Annotated in this window: 14 protein-coding genes; 7 read left to right on the top strand and 7 right to left on the bottom strand. The window is 41.9% G+C overall.

Going from position 1 to position 18,456, the window contains the following annotated elements; all coding sequences use genetic code 11:
• Positions 1 to 69: 69 nt before the first annotated feature.
• The 3 genes from H6G77_RS06610 to H6G77_RS06620 are packed head-to-tail and all read right to left on the bottom strand — an operon-like array spanning position 70 to position 3,815.
• Entirely contained in the window at positions 70 to 2,250 is a 2,181-nt protein-coding gene (locus tag H6G77_RS06610; RefSeq protein WP_190871148.1) for a tetratricopeptide repeat protein, read from the bottom strand.
• A gap of 57 nt (positions 2,251 to 2,307) precedes the next feature.
• On the bottom strand, positions 2,308 to 3,090 hold the full coding sequence (locus tag H6G77_RS06615) for a PP2C family serine/threonine-protein phosphatase (RefSeq protein WP_190871149.1): 783 nt from the start codon (positions 3,088 to 3,090) through the stop codon (positions 2,308 to 2,310).
• A gap of 50 nt (positions 3,091 to 3,140) precedes the next feature.
• Positions 3,141 to 3,815: a VWA domain-containing protein gene (locus H6G77_RS06620; protein WP_190590678.1), complete on the bottom strand. Its 675-nt coding sequence runs from the start codon at positions 3,813 to 3,815 to the stop codon at positions 3,141 to 3,143.
• 1,143 nt (positions 3,816 to 4,958) lie between these two features.
• Here H6G77_RS06620 and H6G77_RS06625 point away from each other — a divergent pair.
• The 4 genes from H6G77_RS06625 (at position 4,959) to H6G77_RS06640 (ending at position 11,225) form a co-directional block, all read left to right on the top strand.
• A complete protein-coding gene (locus H6G77_RS06625) occupies positions 4,959 to 6,350 on the top strand; it encodes a response regulator (RefSeq protein ID WP_190871150.1) in 1,392 nt (463 codons plus the stop codon).
• 273 nt (positions 6,351 to 6,623) lie between these two features.
• Positions 6,624 to 7,604, top strand: a complete 981-nt coding sequence (locus H6G77_RS06630; protein WP_190871151.1) for an aldo/keto reductase — start codon at positions 6,624 to 6,626, stop codon at positions 7,602 to 7,604.
• A 169-nt stretch (positions 7,605 to 7,773) separates the two neighbouring features.
• Complete coding sequence (locus H6G77_RS06635; protein WP_190871152.1) at positions 7,774 to 10,182, top strand: cation-translocating P-type ATPase; 2,409 nt, start codon at positions 7,774 to 7,776, stop codon at positions 10,180 to 10,182.
• Positions 10,183 to 10,715: 533 nt separating this feature from the next.
• On the top strand, positions 10,716 to 11,225 hold the full coding sequence (locus H6G77_RS06640) for an FHA domain-containing protein (protein ID WP_190590673.1): 510 nt from the start codon (positions 10,716 to 10,718) through the stop codon (positions 11,223 to 11,225).
• 355 nt (positions 11,226 to 11,580) lie between these two features.
• Here the strand turns inward: H6G77_RS06640 and H6G77_RS06645 are convergent, their stop codons facing one another.
• A complete protein-coding gene (locus H6G77_RS06645; protein WP_190590725.1) occupies positions 11,581 to 11,928 on the bottom strand; it encodes a hypothetical protein in 348 nt (115 codons plus the stop codon).
• A 281-nt stretch (positions 11,929 to 12,209) separates the two neighbouring features.
• Between H6G77_RS06645 and H6G77_RS06650 the strand changes: the two genes are divergently transcribed.
• Entirely contained in the window at positions 12,210 to 13,127 is a 918-nt protein-coding gene (locus H6G77_RS06650) for a TIGR01777 family oxidoreductase (protein ID WP_190590672.1), read from the top strand.
• Between the two features lie 54 nt (positions 13,128 to 13,181).
• On the opposite strand, the gene H6G77_RS06655 is transcribed toward H6G77_RS06650, so the two are convergent.
• The 3 genes from H6G77_RS06655 to H6G77_RS06665 all read right to left on the bottom strand — a co-directional run bounded on the left by H6G77_RS06655 (position 13,182) and on the right by H6G77_RS06665 (position 14,428).
• Positions 13,182 to 13,424 carry a hypothetical protein gene (locus H6G77_RS06655; RefSeq protein WP_062297575.1) on the bottom strand — a complete coding sequence of 81 codons (243 nt, stop codon included), beginning with the start codon at positions 13,422 to 13,424 and terminating at the stop codon, positions 13,182 to 13,184.
• A gap of 151 nt (positions 13,425 to 13,575) precedes the next feature.
• Positions 13,576 to 13,998 (bottom strand): hypothetical protein, encoded by a 423-nt coding sequence (locus H6G77_RS06660; protein WP_190673608.1) that lies wholly within the window; start codon positions 13,996 to 13,998, stop codon positions 13,576 to 13,578.
• A gap of 73 nt (positions 13,999 to 14,071) precedes the next feature.
• Entirely contained in the window at positions 14,072 to 14,428 is a 357-nt protein-coding gene (locus H6G77_RS06665; RefSeq protein ID WP_190590670.1) for an iron-sulfur cluster assembly accessory protein, read from the bottom strand.
• A 318-nt stretch (positions 14,429 to 14,746) separates the two neighbouring features.
• Between H6G77_RS06665 and H6G77_RS06670 the strand changes: the two genes are divergently transcribed.
• The gene (locus H6G77_RS06670) at positions 14,747 to 16,381 is read left to right on the top strand and encodes a DUF6930 domain-containing protein (RefSeq protein WP_190871153.1); all 1,635 of its coding nucleotides are present in this window, start codon (positions 14,747 to 14,749) and stop codon (positions 16,379 to 16,381) included.
• Between the two features lie 1,667 nt (positions 16,382 to 18,048).
• Entirely contained in the window at positions 18,049 to 18,222 is a 174-nt protein-coding gene (locus H6G77_RS06675; protein ID WP_190871154.1) for a CopG family transcriptional regulator, read from the top strand.
• Positions 18,223 to 18,456: the final 234 nt, after the last annotated feature.

An 18,456-nucleotide genomic window follows, 5' to 3' on the forward strand; every position in this document is an offset into this window, starting at 1 on the left:
ATTCTTCAACTTTTCTGGCTTCTGAATTCTGACTCCTGAATTCTTACGACAAATGACCAATGACTACCGCTAATTTGTGCCTACAGTTCCCCAAGCACTAGAACTTTGCAGTAAAGCATTACATTGACTTTCAATGATCACACACATACTGCTGAGTGCTTGTTGATAATTTTCTGTATCTTCTTGTTCTAAGGCGAGTTTGGCGGCTAATTGCAAGTCTTCGACGGCTTTTTGGTTATTTTTGTCTGCTTCTTTACCACCGTATTGAGCGACTTCATAGCGCACCATACCGCGTTTGAGATAAGCTTTTGCCAATTTTTCGTTAAGTTTTAATGCTTGGTCAAAGTCAGCGATCGCATTTTGGTATTGTTGAGCGTATTCGGTGCTGTACTGTGCCATTTGGTAATATACCGAGCCGCGTTGAAAATACGCTTCAGCTTTGGAGGCGTTGAGTTTAATCGCTGCGGAAAAATCGGCTATGGCTTGCTGGAACTCTTTGAGAGATTCACCACTATACTTGGCGATTTGCGCTCGGACAATCCCTCTACGGATATATGCTTCGGCTTCTTTGATGTTGAGGCGGATGGCATTGTTAAAATCTGCGATCGCTAAATGATATTCTCGATCTGGATCATTGCTATACTCAGCCAGCATGTAGCGAGCGTTACCACGATTTACAAAAGCTTTCACTTCCTGGGGATTAATTTCCAACGCTGTCGTATAGTCTGTTAATGCCCCTTCGTAGTCTTTAAGATTGTAACGAGCATTACCTCGATTAATAAAAGATTTGGCGTATTTTGGTTCTTCTTGGATGGCTTTGGTAAAACTTTCGACTGCTTGCTTATAGTCACGCACTTGGTAAGCAGTATGACCTTGTTTGTAATAATCAGCAAAATGTAGCACCTGCCGACTTGGTGCGGTATGTGTCATCAAGGTTTGCTGAGTATAGGCATTTTGCGACACAAACGGACGGGTAAATTTTACCATCACATCCAAATAACCCAACATCCCTAAACCCAGACAACCTAAAACAATCGGGTAAATTTTGGATATCTTGCGCCGTTGATAAGGAAAATAATTCGGCTGATTATTTGGTTGCCAAGAATTACCCTTGGCAAATGACATCACTGGCTGTGGTAAGCGATGAGGTTGATTGTAGCGTCTGGTGGGGATGGTAGCAGGTTTGAGATGTTCTCGATTTTCAATTGCCCGTTGTGAAGGAAAAGGATCTCGTCCGCCTAAACGCAAAGTCCGTTCACACCAAGGGCAGCTATGCAAGTGATTACTGTAACGATGCTGAGGATTGGTAGTACAGGTAATTAAAGCATCTTCAGCTTCCGTCAGAGCCGACAACCAAGCTTGAGCATTGGGACGTAGCTGCGGGTTGTTGTGGCCAGTTTCAAAACACTGGATAAACAATGCCTGCAAGCTAGGATGTAGAATTTCCCAAGGAGGCGCAATGGGAGTCGGCAGATAAGGAACTTGGCGGTTTTGGCTGTAGGTGAAGTGTCCAGCCGCAATCCGGGCTTCGTAGGCTGGCGGTTCCGCAGTGCCTTGAAAAATCCCCGAAAAAGGATGTGTCCCTTCCATTAATAATTGGAAGATCAGCACTGCTAAACCAAAGGAGTCATGATCAATTGTGCGATCGTGTTGGGCGAAAACTTTGTTTTGCAGTTCTGGGGGAGTAAACTCTGGTTTACCCACTGCACAACGATAGACAAGATTATTATTTAAATCTGGCACTTGGAAAGAGTCAGTATCTACCAAACTCACCAGTGCTGTGTCACTGACTAAGATGTTGGACTCGTTGACATCACCCACGCAATAACCACTACTGTGCAGGGCTGCAAAAGCCGCCGCTAAATTCCGCGCTGTCCGCACTAAATATTGATAGTTGAATAACGGGCAGTGTTGGCGACGGGTTCTGGGGTTGTAAAAGTCAATAATTGGCCGCATCCCGCGAATCCGAGGCATGATAAAGCCAATGACAGTTTTACTCCCATCTGCTGTCTTGATTAACTCCTGTGGCCAAGCAATGGAAATATGCCCCAAATTAGCTGTCGGGTTTTCCGGTGGGTTTGCCAACATCGCTTGCAGTTTTTTAGCATGATTGGCTGTGGGTTTGTGATAAACCTTCGCCACTAAATCGCCATCAGATGGCACTGCATAAACACAGGCTTCACCACCTCGTCCTAAGCTGACGCTGAGGTTGATAATTTCTGGCTGGGGAAGACAACGTAGTACCTTCATGTTTAAGTCACTGTTAACGGGGGTTAGATAAAAAGACCGAACTTGCAGAATCCTTGTTTATGAGCGGTTGAAGGCAGCAATAATTAGTGTTAAATCATCGTCGGTACGTTGTGTTATCCGCTCAGAACCTAAAAACCTCACGAGTTGCTCTTTTGCTAAGGACTTATCCTCGGCGTTTTCGATAAAGTCAAACAAAGGAAAAAAGAAGGGTTTGTGAGGTTCGCCAACAACCATGTTTAAAGCCAGCATTTGTAGTCCATCGGTGAGGATACCAACGTTGACTATTTCTTCTCGCCATAATCTCATTTGGGCTGTGTCTATAGCATCTAAGGAAGTCAAGAAAGTCGTTTCGTTGATATATTCTCCGTTATTGGGTATGGTTAGCGCAATTAAATTTCCTTGACGATTTTTTGCGACTGCCATTCCGTCACCGATTTGAGCGGCTGCTACCATTTGGGGTGTAGCGATGGTAATGATTAAGGTAGTTGCCAAATCTTGGGGCTGTTGGTTACAAGCTGCGGCTTCTGTTTCTACGGCTTTTTTCGCAGCCAGCAAGGCATCACTCAACAAAGATTGCACTTCCAAATCATCAGCTAACACAGCGCGAGAAACTTCTTTGTGCGATAAATGTTCTACAGCTGCTTCTGTCGCCACCATTGCGCCAATTTTCCCCTGACTGGCAGAACCTGCGCCATCTGCTGCTGCGGCTACTAATATATTGTCTGGTAATAGTTGCCAGTTGTGAGCATCCTGACACAGCTGCTTATTTCTGATGTGGCTGGTACCACATACAGATGCGGCGACTACCCGCCAATGATCAATCTGTTTTGATGTGTTCATAGATTCTGTGTCTGGGCTAGCTGTGTAAGTATGAAACCCCACGAGGGCGATTAAATGGAACCCCAGCCAATTGGAGGTAAGGCTACTTGTTCATCCACTTGGGAATGAGAAACAGCCGCCATACTTGCTGACAACCACATAAACATTTCCACAAAGTTTAATCCACGCAATTTCAGTGGTGTCCGCACAGCTAACTGATTGAGCGTTGTCATGTTGGCATTTTCTACACCTACAGAGAAAAAGGCTACGCGCTTGCTGGCTTCATCTCCTTGAACTCTTTGGGCGGCTTGAGCTACTAAATGTTCTTGTTCACCTTGTGGTTCACCATCGGTAATCATAAATACCCAAGGGCGATAGTAGGCAATGCCGTTGGAGCGATATAAGGATTTACGCTCTTGCACCATATCTAAGGCTTTGTGAATGCCTGCGCCCATACTGGTGAGTCCTTGGGCAGTGAGAATTGGCGGGTTAAATTGATCGGCGGTTACAAAGTCTTGGACGACATTTACTTGACTATCAAATGTTACTATTGCTACCTCAACTCGACGAGATGCTAAGGAATTTTTGACTAATTCATCTTTTAAACTCAGCAAACCTTGATTTAATGCTTCTATGGGTTCGCCTTGCATGGAACCAGATGTATCTAGTAACAATACACAAGGGCAACGGGGTTCGGGGTTTTCCGCAAATTCTACTACTTCATCCAGGGTTAATGTATCTTGCATAACTTTTTGTGTTATGTTATAGTCCAAAGCTTTATTTTCCTTTTTTCAAAGTATATATTTCAGTTTCCGGAGTCTCACAGGGAATAAGCAAATTTTGGGCGATCGCCAGTCGAGTCTTTATGTACTATTAAACAAATACTTTTCCCTAAATTCTCTACACATTTATTAAAGTTTTCATCAAGTTACCGTTGCTCAACCGCAAATTTACCAAGAGTTCTGGTTTTCGGCATTTTCAGAACTACAAAGATTTATGTAGGGCAACCGCTAGAATATAATAAACATCAAAAGTTGCCCAGATAAAAATTTAAAGATTTTATGTGGAACATATTCATTTTTATCTCCGGCAAAAGTATTAACTCGTTCAATTGCTCATTCCAGTCACCTTGCAAGCGGGTTTTTTAGCTAAATACGGAATTGAGCTAGTAAAAATTTTGTTTTTGATTCATTTTCCTCAAGCTGGCTCAAAAATAAAAAGGAGTCAGAAAACAGAATTCAGAATTCAGAATACGCTACTCATGGAGGGATGGAGTTTTAGTCGGAAGAATACTTGAATTTCCTTGTACATCGCCAGGGGCAAGGTTTTAAACCAATATTCATCATCCAGCGATGCACTGAGCTTGTCGTTCGCGTAGCGTCTCCGGCAGGAGAAGTGTCGTACAAAATTCATGCTGAACTCTGACGGATGTGTTCTTAATTCTTCTTCATAAATAATCTATCTGATGACAGATGTATTTTCCTGGGCTTGAATCTAGGGTGTGGGTAACTCTTAATCAAATGTCAAATTTCGATTGATTTAGGTTGGTGTCTTGGATCTGTTGGTACTTGAGCCTCCTAAAGGTAATATTTGTGGGTAAAGATTGGTAAAGCGTAAGCTCTGACTCCTGACCGAGTAAAAATACTAACTTCCGCTATGACTTTTCAGAAATAGTAATGAAAAGTATTTTATAGGTATTGCTGTTTTGTCTTCGTAGATTGTCAAGCTGACTGGGTAAGACTTTGATTTCCATAGCTGTTAATCTCGATTTATTTTATCGGTCGAGAGAATAATTGTCCGGGAGACAGATTAAAACTAATAAAGTAAAACATACTTAAGAATCCAAATTTGCATAGATTCTGTATAATTTTCTAAAACAATTTTTTAAAATGTCTAATTTCGGTACATTTACAGTTTTACGTCCTCATAGTTTATTAAAACAACTGTCTCATAGTGTCGAAACGACTTGTATACAAGCATTTAGCAACCTAGTAACATGGCTAATTTATTTAGAACAGGGAAACATCACCTACGCGACAAACTCAGTTGAACCTTTTGATAGATTAGAACGCCAGCTGCGCCGCCTGAATTTGCTCAGTAGCGAAATTCGCGTAGAATTACGCATGAATTTTGAATCTGATGTTTTTAATCATGCCATTGCTAATAGCAACGATTTATCAACTCAGCCTGCTGACTATCAAGCAATTAATTGGCTAATTAAAGAAGGTTATCTGGATGATGCACAAGCGACAATTTTGATTCAAGAACTTGTCAAAGAAGTGATGGAATCATTTTTGTTAGTAAAAACAGGTACTTATGCTTTAAGTGATGCAACCCAAACATTGAGCAAAATTTGTCGTCTGGATGTCGAAAAAACTCTAGAAATTTGTCACATTAGACTACAAAATTGGCAATCTTTCGCTCCCCAAATTTCTTCACCTTATCAGCGTCCATATCTGTTAATTAACAGGAATTTCCACAGCAAGAACTTACCGCAACTACCACGAGAATTAACAGCTTGGATGAAAGGGTTTAGCCTGCGACATCTGGCTGTAATTATGAATCAAGATGAAATGCAACTGGCTCAACATTTATACCCTCATATTGTCCAAGGAGGGGTAATTATGCACGAACCAGATCCACCATTTGATCAATTACCAAAGCATCAGCCGGAAGTTTCAGGATCTGCTCGATATACAACAGCATTACTCAACAGACAATTCATCGACACAGTAGTAGAACCCAGTAGTCGCTATCTAGAAGCAGAAACGGCTCTGGCTGTTGAAGATTTTAACCTGGTGGTGCGATCGCCCCAAGCAACCTCACCATCAATTCACAATCTTCAGGAATTAACAATACCAAATACCATAAACTCTCCGCCCGAAAGAGTAACGACTACTACCGTCACCGCCAAAAAGACCTATAAAATCATTTCTGTGGATGATAGCCAGACAATTCTCAAAGAAATTAGTCGTTTTTTGGAAAGTGAGAATTTTTCTGTAGTGACAATTGATGATCCCCTCAAAGCGGTGATGTCAATTATTCGCCATAAACCAGACTTAATTTTGTTGGATCTCAACATGGCTGGAATTGATGGTTATGAATTATGCAAAATAATTCGGAATAATTCTACCTTTAAACATACTCCGATTATTTTTGTCACAGGTAATAAAGGAATTGTGGATAAAGTCAAAGCTAAATTAGTCGGAGCCTCTGGTTATTTAACTAAACCTTTTACCCGTGCAGAACTGCTGAAACTTGTGTTTATGCACTTGGCTTGAAAAAGTAGGGAGTTGGGAGTAGGGAGTAGGGAGTTGGGGAGTGGTTCGGCTACGCGGTAATCGAGCGAAGCGATGCACTGAGCTTGTCGAAGTGTCGAGATTCACCAACCGGGGCAGGGGGGACAAGGGAGACAAGGGAGACAAGGGGGACATAGAAGCAATCTTTCTACCTTGTCTACCCCCTCTACCTTGTCTACTCCCACTCAGCACTCAGGATGAAATTAAAGGCCGATGTATGCCGATAATACAGATGGTGCGTGATTGACAATCAAAATGCAAATCAGTCGAGAACTATCCCTAGCAAAAATGGGTTGCGGAACTTGGGCGTGGGGGAACCAACTGCTGTGGGGATACAACGAAAACATGGATGAGCAGCTACAAGCTGTGTTTAACTTATGTGTCAGTAATGGTGTAACTTTATTTGACACGGGTGATTCGTACGGTACTGGGAGATTAAATGGACGTAGTGAGTTACTTTTGGGGCGATTTGCTCAAGCATATCAAGGTTTAAACCAGGAAAAGATTTGCATTGCAACAAAGCTGGCTGCGTATCCTTGGCGATGGACGCGCCAGTCAATGATTAAAGCTTGTCAGTCTTCCGCCCAGCGTTTAGGTAGAAATGTTGATTTAGTACAGATGCACTGGTCTACGGCTAATTATGCACCTTGGCAAGAAAAAGGTTTATTAGAGGGTTTGGCTGATCTTTACGAACAAGGTTTAGTGAAAGGTGTTGGGTTGTCGAATTATGGGCCAAAACGCTTAAAAATGGTGCAGCAAAGATTTGCCGAACGAGGTGTGCCGATTTCTACCTTGCAAGTGCAGTATTCTTTGTTATCGACTTATCCGGTGACGCAACTGGGACTCAAAGATGTGTGTGATGAATTGAGGATTAAATTAATTGCCTACAGTCCTTTGGCTTTGGGGATATTAACAGGTAAATATTCCGAGACAGGGAATGTTCCCAAAGGTGTGCGTGGGTTGTTATTTAGACAGTTATTACCGGGAGTACGATCGCTGTTAGCATGTTTACAAGAAATCGCCCAATCAAAAAATAAAACCATGTCACAGGTAGCCATTAACTGGTGTATCTGTAAAGGGACTATTCCCATCCCTGGTGCAAAATCCCTCGCCCAAGCACAAGATAATATTGGTGCGTTGGGTTGGCAACTTGATGCTGGCGAAATAGCAGAGTTAGATAAAGCCGCAAGCAGTACAGATAAAGTGATGGTGCAGAATATTTTTCAGACGCAGTGAGGGTGGAAGTGCCTTGCCTTTGCGCGAAACAAAATTCATCCCACTCATTAGCAACGCCGAAAAATTAATGTTATTGATATTCAGTCATAGTTCCAAATTTCGCCTACGCTCGAAATAGAGACGCTTATAATCAGGCGTTAGATGTTCGTAGTGAATCTAAAAACTTGCCATGCAACTTGTGTCGAAAACGAACCTTGACCCAGAACTAGCCCCCGCTTCCGAGACAATTATTCTGGATGTGGGAGGGATGAAGTGTGCTGGGTGTGTAAGTGCTGTAGAACGTCAGCTAACTCAATATCCGGGGGTCAAAACTGCTTGCGTCAATTTGGCGACAGAAGTTGCAGTCGTAGAGTCAGAAGTTGGGGCGGTAGATGCAGATGCACTGGCAAAGCGATTAACTACTGCTGGATTTCCAACTCAACCCCGCAAATCTAGCCAACAAGCTGCTTTAGAAGATTCTGCCAACAGACAGAACCAAGAAATGCGTGCAGCCTTCCGACAATTAGCGATCGCTGCTATATTACTGGTGTTGTCGGGAATTGGGCATCTGAGCAGTTTCTTTGGCATAACTTGGCCAATATTAGACAACATCTGGTTTCATTGTGGACTCGCAACAGTAGCACTGTTATTTCCTGGCCGTCCTATTATTGTTGATGGCTGGCTGGGTTGGCGGCGCAATTCTCCCAATATGAACACCTTAATCGGTTTGGGAACAATCACCGCTTACACTGCGAGTTTAGTGGCGCTGTTGTTCCCCCAAATGGGTTGGGAGTGCTTCTTTGATGAACCAGTGATGATGTTAGGCTTTATCCTTTTGGGCAGAACCTTAGAAAGACAAGCCAGAGGTAGGGCGGCTAACGCCTTTCGGCAATTACTCGCACTCCAACCACAGGTAGCCAGGTTAATTCCCAACCCAGACCCAGAAAAATTGGGAATTGCGGCTAACAGTATCGAAATCCCCGCCGAACAAGTGCGGGTGGGTGAATGGTTGCAGGTATTACCTGGAGATAAAATCCCTGTAGACGGGGAAGTGCGCTTTGGGCAGACAACCATAGATGAGTCGATGTTAACGGGCGAAGCTGTACCTGTAAGTAAACAAGCAGGTGATCTAGTTACTGCTGGCACAATCAACCAATCAGGTGCGATCGCAATTCAAGCAACCCGTACAGGCAACGATACCACCTTGGCGCAAATTGTCGCCCTAGTAGAAGCAGCCCAAACCCGCAAAGCACCTGTACAAAAATTAGCCGATAAAGTCGCTGGATACTTCACCTACGGCGTGTTGACCGCTTCTGTATTCACCTTTGTCTTTTGGTACTTTTTTGGCACAAACATTTGGCCTGATATCATCATCTCCAGTGGTATGGAAATGATGAGTCACACCGCCCATAGCCACAACTCCCCACTCCCCACTCCCCACTCCCCATTATTAACTAGCTTAAAACTAGCGATCGCCGTGATGGTAGTTGCTTGTCCCTGTGCTTTAGGTCTAGCCACACCCACAGCCATTCTCGTCGGCACTGGTATAGGCGCAGAACGCGGTTTATTAATCAAAGGCGGTGACGTTTTAGAAAAAGTCCACAAACTAAATACAGTCGTTTTTGATAAAACAGGCACACTCACCACTGGTAATCCTACTGTTACTGATTGCCTAGAACTAGCCCACTCCCCACTCTCTACTCCCTACTCCCTCATGCAACTAGCCGCAGCAGTAGAAAGTGGCACTTATCACCCCTTAGCTAAAGCCATTCAACAAGAAGTACAACACCAGCAATTAACTATTCCCAACGCCGTTGATTTCCATACCGAACCAGGGTTAGGAGTGTCTGCGGTAGTAGAAGAAACAATAGTGCTGTTAGGCAATCAAGATTGGTTAAGTTGGCATGGAGTTGTGGTTAGTGAAATTGCCCAACAAGAAATTCAAAGACTGGCGACAGCAGGCAAAACAGTTGTATGTGTTGCTGTTGGGGGTAGTTTAGTGGGACTCATCGCCATTCAAGATACCTTACGACCTGATGCCAAAACCACAGTACAAAAATTGCAGCATAAGGGTTTAAGGGTAATGTTACTCAGTGGCGATCGCCAAGAAGCCGCCAATGCGATCGGTAAACAACTAGGATTAGATCATGCTGATATCGTCGCCGGAGTCCCACCCAGTAAAAAAGCCGAACTAGTTAAATCTCTACAAACCGGAACTCAGCACTCAATTGTAGCGATGGTGGGAGATGGCATTAATGATGCACCCGCTTTATCTCAAGCCGATGTCGGGATTGCCTTACACTCAGGCACAGATGTAGCAATGGAAACTGCGGAAATTATCTTGATGCGCGATCGCTTAAGTGACGTTGTAGAATCCATTAGCCTCAGTCGTGCCACATTCAACAAAATCCGCCAAAATTTATTTTGGGCTTTTGCATACAATACCTTGGGGATTCCTTTAGCGGCTGGTGTTTTATTACCTAGTATGGGTTTCGTCCTCAGTCCATCAAACGCCGCCGCACTCATGGCCTTTAGTTCAGTCAGTGTTGTGACTAACTCCATATTCTTACGAAGACTAACTCACAGGCAATCAGCTTAGTTAGGACTTATGCACAAAGATTGTCTGTGGAGACTGGGTGTGGGGGTGAAAGGGTTTGAGGGTGTAAGGTTTTTGGATATATATACTCATATACCTTCACACCCTTCTCTACACCTTTGATTTTTCGTTTGACTGTGTAAGTCCTATTAGTATTTTTACTCAGCACTCAGCGAGAAGTTGCGTGCGCGGGTTCCCCGCGTTGAGCAAACTTCGGTGACTCAGTATTTTCTGAGAATGCAAACTGAATGCCAGTTTTCTCAACACAGGTTAAACTGAATTGTTAGTTAGGTGTAAAACATCTTATACCAATTCACGAAATTACTGATACAAATCACTTTATCTGCACCTCTCCTTCTGTTCGCCGAGCGTTCGCGCAGCGTCTCCGTCAGGAGAAGTCGAGGCGCGGCTTTTGTATCTGTATCACTTTTTAAGTGAAATGGTTTTACAGAGTAGAACCTTAATGTTCTACTCTTCTGAGTCAGAACAGCTTTCAAGTTTGTCAGAGTTATCACCACAGACTGTAGTAAGCAAGAATGGTAGTAAATAATAATAGACCAACATTAATTAATCAAAATTCTGTTGATAGTGATCACGATATATCAATGGCACCAGAAACTCATGAAAGCCATCTACTGATTCTTGAAGATGATCAAGGTCGTAAGGAATTTTCTCTCGAAAATCCTGTTTACTCTATTGGTCGAGACCGTGATTGCAACATCCGTTTATTCTCTCAGTTTGTCTCTCGCCATCATGCGACCTTAGTTAGATTGCCAAGAGGAAAAAACAATCAAACTGATTACTATCGAATTGTAGATGGTGATGCCAAAGGTAGACCTAGTGCCAATGGACTGATGATTAATGGGCGCAAAATGCCAGCCCACGATTTAAAAAATGAAGATGAAATTGTTTTTGGCCCTCAAGTACGCGCCATTTATTATCTCTTGAGAAATACTCAACGTTCAGGACAAACTGATTCCAGTGAGTACGATATCACTCTAATTAACCCTGGTATGACCGACGATCCAGAAGATGTGCAAAAATAAAAATCAGCTAATTTGCGGATAGTTCGCCTGTTTTACACCAGCTCAATTTGTCGCAGTTAGCCTAGTACAATAAGGCAAAAGGAAAAAGAAATAATAACGATACCACAAGCCTTTTAGCAATTTCTTATGGTCACTGAGTGTACTTGTACTGAGCGACTTGTCTTGAGCGTTCGCGCAGCGTCTCCGTCAGGAGAAGTCGAAAGGAGCCGAAGTAGACGAAGTGTGGTCTGTTTATTTAAGCCGACCTGCTGTACTAGTAGCCTTCCACTTACAGCAGAATTCACAATGAGAATAGGCTATCTATTTAGCTTTAACAACTAAATGATGTATTTCACTCACTTGAAATCTGCTGTAATTAACCAGCGAGACTTTGAATTAAATGCCAATGGCGACTTTGTTCAATTTCCTGTTTGACAAATTCAAACATTTTTTGGCAGTGATTCTCCAAGTAAATGGGCAATTCTTCATTTTTCACAATGACACTCATCCGGGATTCTGTTTCAGTGGCGCTTGATCTGTCAATGAATACTTCAACTTTGACCGATTTAGAAAAGAAAACATTACCAGGAATTTCACGAGCCAGAATGTAATCTGACTTGTAATACTGAATTTCCAAATCGCAGCCTTGGAGAAGTTCTAACAATAATGGCTGAAGACGGTCAATCGAAAGACCAATTGTAAATGAACAGGTATAGCGAGCCATAATAGCCCCAAGCATTGCAACACTCCGTCCATCGTATAATACCAAAGCCGCCAAACGGCAATACATTACAGATTGATTACATAAAGGTACTGGCAAATTGGCTGAAATTCAGTGCTTTTCCCTAACTTACCAGAGAAACACATCTTGAAAATTTGATAAAAAACTTTAAAATAAGTCCAATTTTCTAGAGAATGGCGGGAAATGGATTGGCCGAACATAGATTGAGACAGCAATTTTCAATCTAAAATCCAAAATTGTATAAGGCTTTGGGGAGGTGCAGAATGAAAGTAGCAATTACAGGAGCAACAGGATTAGTCGGGAGTCGTTTAGTAGAAAGACTGCAAACCGAAGGTCATCAAGTATTGGTATTAACACGTAATGCTGGTTTTGCTCAAAAGGTGTTTCCAGCCGTCAATTTTCCTAGTGTAGAAATTATTACATACACACCAACAACATCAGGTACTTGGCAAGATGCCGTTAGTGGTTGCGAAGCTGTCGTGAATCTGGCAGGCGAACCTATTGGTGAGGGACGCTGGACAGCAGAACGTAAGCAAGAAATCCTCAATAGTCGTCAGCTAGGTACTCAGAAAATAGTTGAAGCCATAGCTAAAGCTAACTCCAAACCCAGAGTATTAGTTAACACTTCGGCTATTGGTTTCTACGGTACAAGTGAAACCGCTACTTTTGATGAAGCCAGTGTATCGGGTAATGATTTTTTGGCTCAAGTCTGCCAAGCCTGGGAAGCAGAAGCCACAAAGGTTAAAGATGCGGGTGTGCGACTGGTAATTCTGCGTTTTGGGATTGTTCTTGGTAAGGGTGGAGCTTTAGCCAAAATGATTCCACCTTTTCAGATGTTTGCTGGAGGGCCAATTGGTAGTGGTCGCCAATGGTTTTCGTGGATTCATATTGACGATGTAGTGAACTTAATTTTGCAAGCTTTAAGCAAGTCAGATATGGAAGGAGTATATAATGCCACTGCTCCAAATCCGGTGCGGATGAATGATCTGGCTCAAACTGTCGGAACAGTCTTAAATCGTCCTTCTTGGTTGCCTGTTCCGGCTTTTGCCATTGAAGCTTTACTGGGAGACGGCGCAATTGTCGTTTTAGAAGGTCAACAGGTTCTGCCAAAGCGCACTTTAGAATCAGGTTTCACCTATCAATATCCCAATTTACAACCAGCTTTGAAGCAAATTTTATAATAAAAGTCAATAGTCAATAGTCAAAAAACTGGACTATTGACTATTGACAAATAACTAATCAGTGAGAAATTTCCGAGATACCCAACTGATAATTCCGCTTAAAATTGCACCCCCCATCAGGATGCCAATAGCGGGGTTAAATAATGGTTGCCAAAGCTTGTGCCATAAATCAAGACCCAAATTTATGCCCGCAGCATCACCAAAAACTGCGATCGCAAACCAACCAAAGCCAAATAACACCAAGAACACATCGGCTACCAAAATCAAGTTCAGCCAATTTAGTAGTTTATCTTTCATATCGACAATTTGAGACTAGGGGCTAGGGCTAGGGGCTAGAGGTTAGGAATATAAAAATTAAGCAATATAAATTAGCTATGACAAAGTGACGCTCACTAAGGATGTTACTTTCACCTCTAGCCCCTAGCCGCTAACCTCTATCCTCTCACCTCTACTCTTCAAATAACCACTTCTTAACTTTTCTGAGACTTTCCCAGTCTGGTTTTCGACTCAGACCGTCTTCAATACTACTGTTAATTTCATCGCGCCATTCTGGGTTTACCAAGAATAACTGTTGTACAACATCAATGTGTTGGCGTAACCCTTTTTGACCAGTTTCTAGCATTGCTATAGCTAAATTAACTCTGGCTTGTGGGTCTTGGGGACTTAGCTTGACAGCTTTTTGTGCAGCCTTATAAGCTAAGTTGGACTTGTTGTCTAACATATATAACCATGCTAGACAAATCCAAGCGGCGGCGGTTTTGGGAGCGCGATCGCATACCTCCTTAAACACAGGGATCAAAGCATCCACTGATTCGCCAGCTTTATAACGTTCCAAACCTTCATCAAACAAGGATTCAACGGTGTTAGTCATTAGTCAAGAGTCAATAGTCATTGGTCAAGAGTCATTAGTCAATATAAAGAACAAATGACAAATGACAATCTTACTACACACCAAATGACTTACCACAACCACAGGTTTGACTAGCGTTAGGGTTAGTGAACTGAAAACCGCCGCCAATCATCGCATTGCTATAGTCAAGCATCAAGCCATACAAATACAACAGGCTTTTGCGATCGCAAACAATTTGAAAGCCGTCATAGTCAAAAACGTCATCCTGGGGGGTGATCTTGCTCTTGTCTTCAAAGTCCATCATATAAGACATCCCGGAGCATCCCCCTTGTCGCACTCCTACCCGCAGGCATAAATCTTGACCTTGTTGCGCTTGCAGGAGTTTGACTTGGCGCAAAGCTGCTTCGCTTAATAAAATGCCACGTTGTTGAGGTTGGGTTGCTTGTGTCATATTTTGTTAACTCCTTAATAACTAGTAACTTTATACAAACTTGTAATTGCTGCTGGGTTGATGGGTAATTTGTGTATATATTCTAGCGACATTGAGGCCAGAAATTGCCAATTGTAAACACTCCGTCAAAAGCAGGCAAAGCTTTTTATTCTAGAATTGAGAGACTCGGTGTATTTAAACATTCGGTATTTTCAGAATTTCAGCCTTGTGGCAACCTGAGTCGCCATTCCTCTCCAGGTACAGCCCGGAAAATTTCTTTCCAGGTTAGCCATCCCCAACAGTTGATATACAAATTGCTTCCTTTGATGAACTGACTCTATGACAAGTTTTAATCGCTCTACCAATCGTCGGTTGAATAAATTACCCCAAATTCCTTCTGTATGGGAGGGCGATCGCCGTCCATTGTCATCGTCACCAATCCCGCATTCCGACTCATCGGCCAATGGTGATTGTATTCTTTGGGTTGATGGCTCACAAGGTGTTGTTCGTGGCATGGATGTAGTACCTCCCGAAACAGGCCCAGAAGCAATTGTTCGCACCCTGATGCGGGCAATGGAGCATCCCCACAGTCCGGCTAAACCTGCCAGACCCCAAAAAATTGTAGTCAAAGACCGAGAAATTCAATTTTACCTGCGTGGCGTGCTGCAAGATTTAGATATTGTGATTGACTACGCCCCAGACTTACCCTTAATTGATGAATTATTTCGCGGCTTTGCAGAAATTGTTGATAGCCAAATTCCAGATTTACCGCCACAGTATGCCCAAGCTTTGCAAGAAAAGGCTTTTGCCCTTTGGCAAGCAGCCCCTTGGGAATTTTTGGAAGAACAGCAAATTATCTCCATCGAAATTAATAAATGGGATGTCGGGAAACTTTATGCCTCAGTCATGGGAATGTTGGGGATGGAGTACGGCATTTTGTTTTATCGCTCGGAAGAATCCCTGCAACGTTTTCGGGCCGCAGTTTTGCAACATGAAGATTCCCAAGGACATTTAGAAGAAGCTTTTCTCAAGCAAGATTGTCTATTTCTCACTTTTGAAAGCCTCGATGCGGATGACGAGGATGAAGATGAAACAGACGATTTAGCCGAGATGGAGTTATCAGAAATCGCCCCGACTTTTGGCAACATTCACCCCTTAGAAGGACTGCGTTCTGTTTTATATGACGAAGAGGCGCTAGTAGTTTATGTTGCTTTAGAAAGTTTATGTCGTTTTATTCGTGACCATCGTCGTCAGTTATCTGATGACACCTTCCCGGAACTCAGCCATCGCTATCGAATTTCTCTTCCCGAAGCCGAGGGCGCAACTAAATCGGTTCCAGTGAAGGTTGCTTCGATGCCAAAATTGGCTGCTGAGTTAGAAGAAATGGCTGGCTTTGGTACAGATGAATCGGAAATAGACACATCAGATTCCCCGATTTTCCGGTCTTTACGCGATGATTTAATTCCTGAAGATTCTTTTCTCAGCTTGGGTGTGGTGTCTTGGGAAATGTTGGAATATCTCCGCAAAGGTGTAACTTATCATCCAGCCGGGGAAATTAAACAGGTAGGTGATGGATTACCTGTAATCTTGATTCAAACTTCCCGCCCCAAAGCCAAGACGGTAATTGAAAATATAGAAGCGGCTGGTGGACTCAAAGCCATCTGCTTTAATCCTGGCGCTGATCCGTTTGATGGCGATCGCTACGACTTGGGTTTGCTGCAAACTCAAAATGGTGAATTGTTTTTATTCGGCGAATTTTTAGATGATGATCCCATCCATGTCGAAGCTCGCAAAAAATGGAATCAGAGGTGTAAGAACACCAAAGGTTACTGCGGTTTAATTATTGCCAAAGGATTAACCGGCGCAGCTCGCGGTAATCCTCAACTGCGCGATATGGTGGCTTTGTTTGAAGCGCGATCGCTTTCACCCAAAGATTTGGGTCTTGGCACTTTACAACTTATGCCACAACTGTAATTTCATCAACATTAGGACTTACCGCATAAAAACGAAAAATCAAGGGTTTTGGCGAGGGTATAGGGGTGTATGTGTCTAAAATCCTTATACCAATACCATGTTAGATTTTAGATTTTGGATTGAGACAGGCTTTACTGGTAAGCTTTTGGGCAATTCATTTGTCGCAATCATTCTTCAATTTGGTATAGGTTGCGTTCAGAAATAGTATTCCTACTCCCCACTCCCAGCTCAAATTAATGTCTTTGATTGCAACTTGGTATAGCTTGTCATTCGCGTAGCGTCTCCAGCAGGATCAGTGTTCCCTCTTGCCTCTTTTCCCTTATCTTCCCCCAAAATCCCAAAATTTCAGGATTTGTTTAGTTGGCTAGTGAAGACAAATACAAAGCAGATTTGCTTGTGTTTTTAGATTATTCTGCCCATCAATATTTAGGGCTTGGCTAAATTACTTTATGCAAAGTTCATGAAGCATAGATATGCTGGAAATTTTCGGTAATTTTTTCACTAAATTATGATAACTATTCCAGTGATCATTTTTTGAACATCTTAATGAGGAAGTTAAATAACTATTTGAACTTTATCCTAAAATGTTGAAATTCTGAGGCTTCTTGATAATCATCAAGGTTATTTTTCTCAGTAATTACTGAAAACTTTATTTCAGACATTTTATCCTTTATATTTTTTTTATAAAGTTCGATAAACCTGCTAATCAAGTACTAAATGAAGATTATTTAAAGCCGAAAAATCATGGTTATAATAGCCTTAACACTAAAAATCAAGCAACTATTCCCTTATGAGGTGAGTGCTGATTAAATAATTTTGGACTGGAATTTCCAAGGAGGGAAGCTAAAAAAGAATTAAAATTTTTCCAAAGCAAATTGAGATTTATTCCTAAGTTTGTACGACAGACTGACTAAAATTCGTTTCATCAATTAGAGACTTGTCATAGTTGATCAAATCATGAAACGAAAATAGTGATGTGTGCAGAACAAAACTATAATTGCAAAATTTACGAAAACTTCAGCACAGAATTCGTAATCAACTCAAACATCACTGTATTACTACTAAAAATAGTAATTAATCAAATCTCATTTTTACCCATTTGAGATAAAAGAGTCAGTCAATGATTGCTGAAATCATCAACCATAATTTGTTGATATATTCACCCAATGAGTACCAAAAAATCATGCCTAAATTCAGATAAAAACTGGTGAATATTGGGAGTGAACCTTTGTAGGTGCTTACTATTGGGTAATTACCAGTCAAATATACACACCTAAATAACTAGTAGATGTATTAGCGTCTAACGTTGTTGACAAATGAGGTGATGCAGCAGAAAAGTTGAAATAATTTTTCTGAATAAAAATATCGGTAATCTCAATTGAGTGAAGCTTAGGTATCTCAAATTAATTGATAAAATTTCATGTCAGGTTGTCTTGAAAACATCATTAGTGCAATTGTTACAACTCATGAATGTACACCAAGGACTTTTCCTGCCACAATAGTGATCCCGTTCTGATTATCTTCCACAAAAATGATGAATAATTTGACAAAATGATGATTTTTGTGTCTGTAGCATTGCTTGTTTCTTGACACAAACTCTGATAATCTTATACCTCCTTATCTGGAGTCTTTTGTTGTTTTGATGGTGTTAACATACAGCAGATAGCATGATAATGACTAATAAAAAATGGGCCGTTAAACGTATAACTGTGAATCTAGCAACACAGGAAGCAGAAAAGCTAGAAAAATATTGTCAACAGACAGGTAGACCTGCAACAGATGTAATTCGAGAACTGATTCGAGGATTACCAGTATCTGATGACAACAAGGAAGCAAAATAGAAAAGAAAAAGCATCCTAGAATAGTCACTACTTTGACTAGAAATATCTATTATGCTTTTTCAGTCCACCTTTACTTCTGTTTGTGTAACCCCACACAAGCATTTTGCAGGAAGTAAATTTAGTAATCAGGAATTAAATCAAGTAATAAAATAGCTTTTATTACTCCTGGGTTGAACCCCATAGTGCATCTACATACTGGTGGACTCCTGATCAATCTCTGACAACTAATTTCTA

It is taken from the genome of Aulosira sp. FACHB-615 (assembly GCF_014698045.1).
Lineage (GTDB): Bacteria > Cyanobacteriota > Cyanobacteriia > Cyanobacteriales > Nostocaceae > Nostoc_B.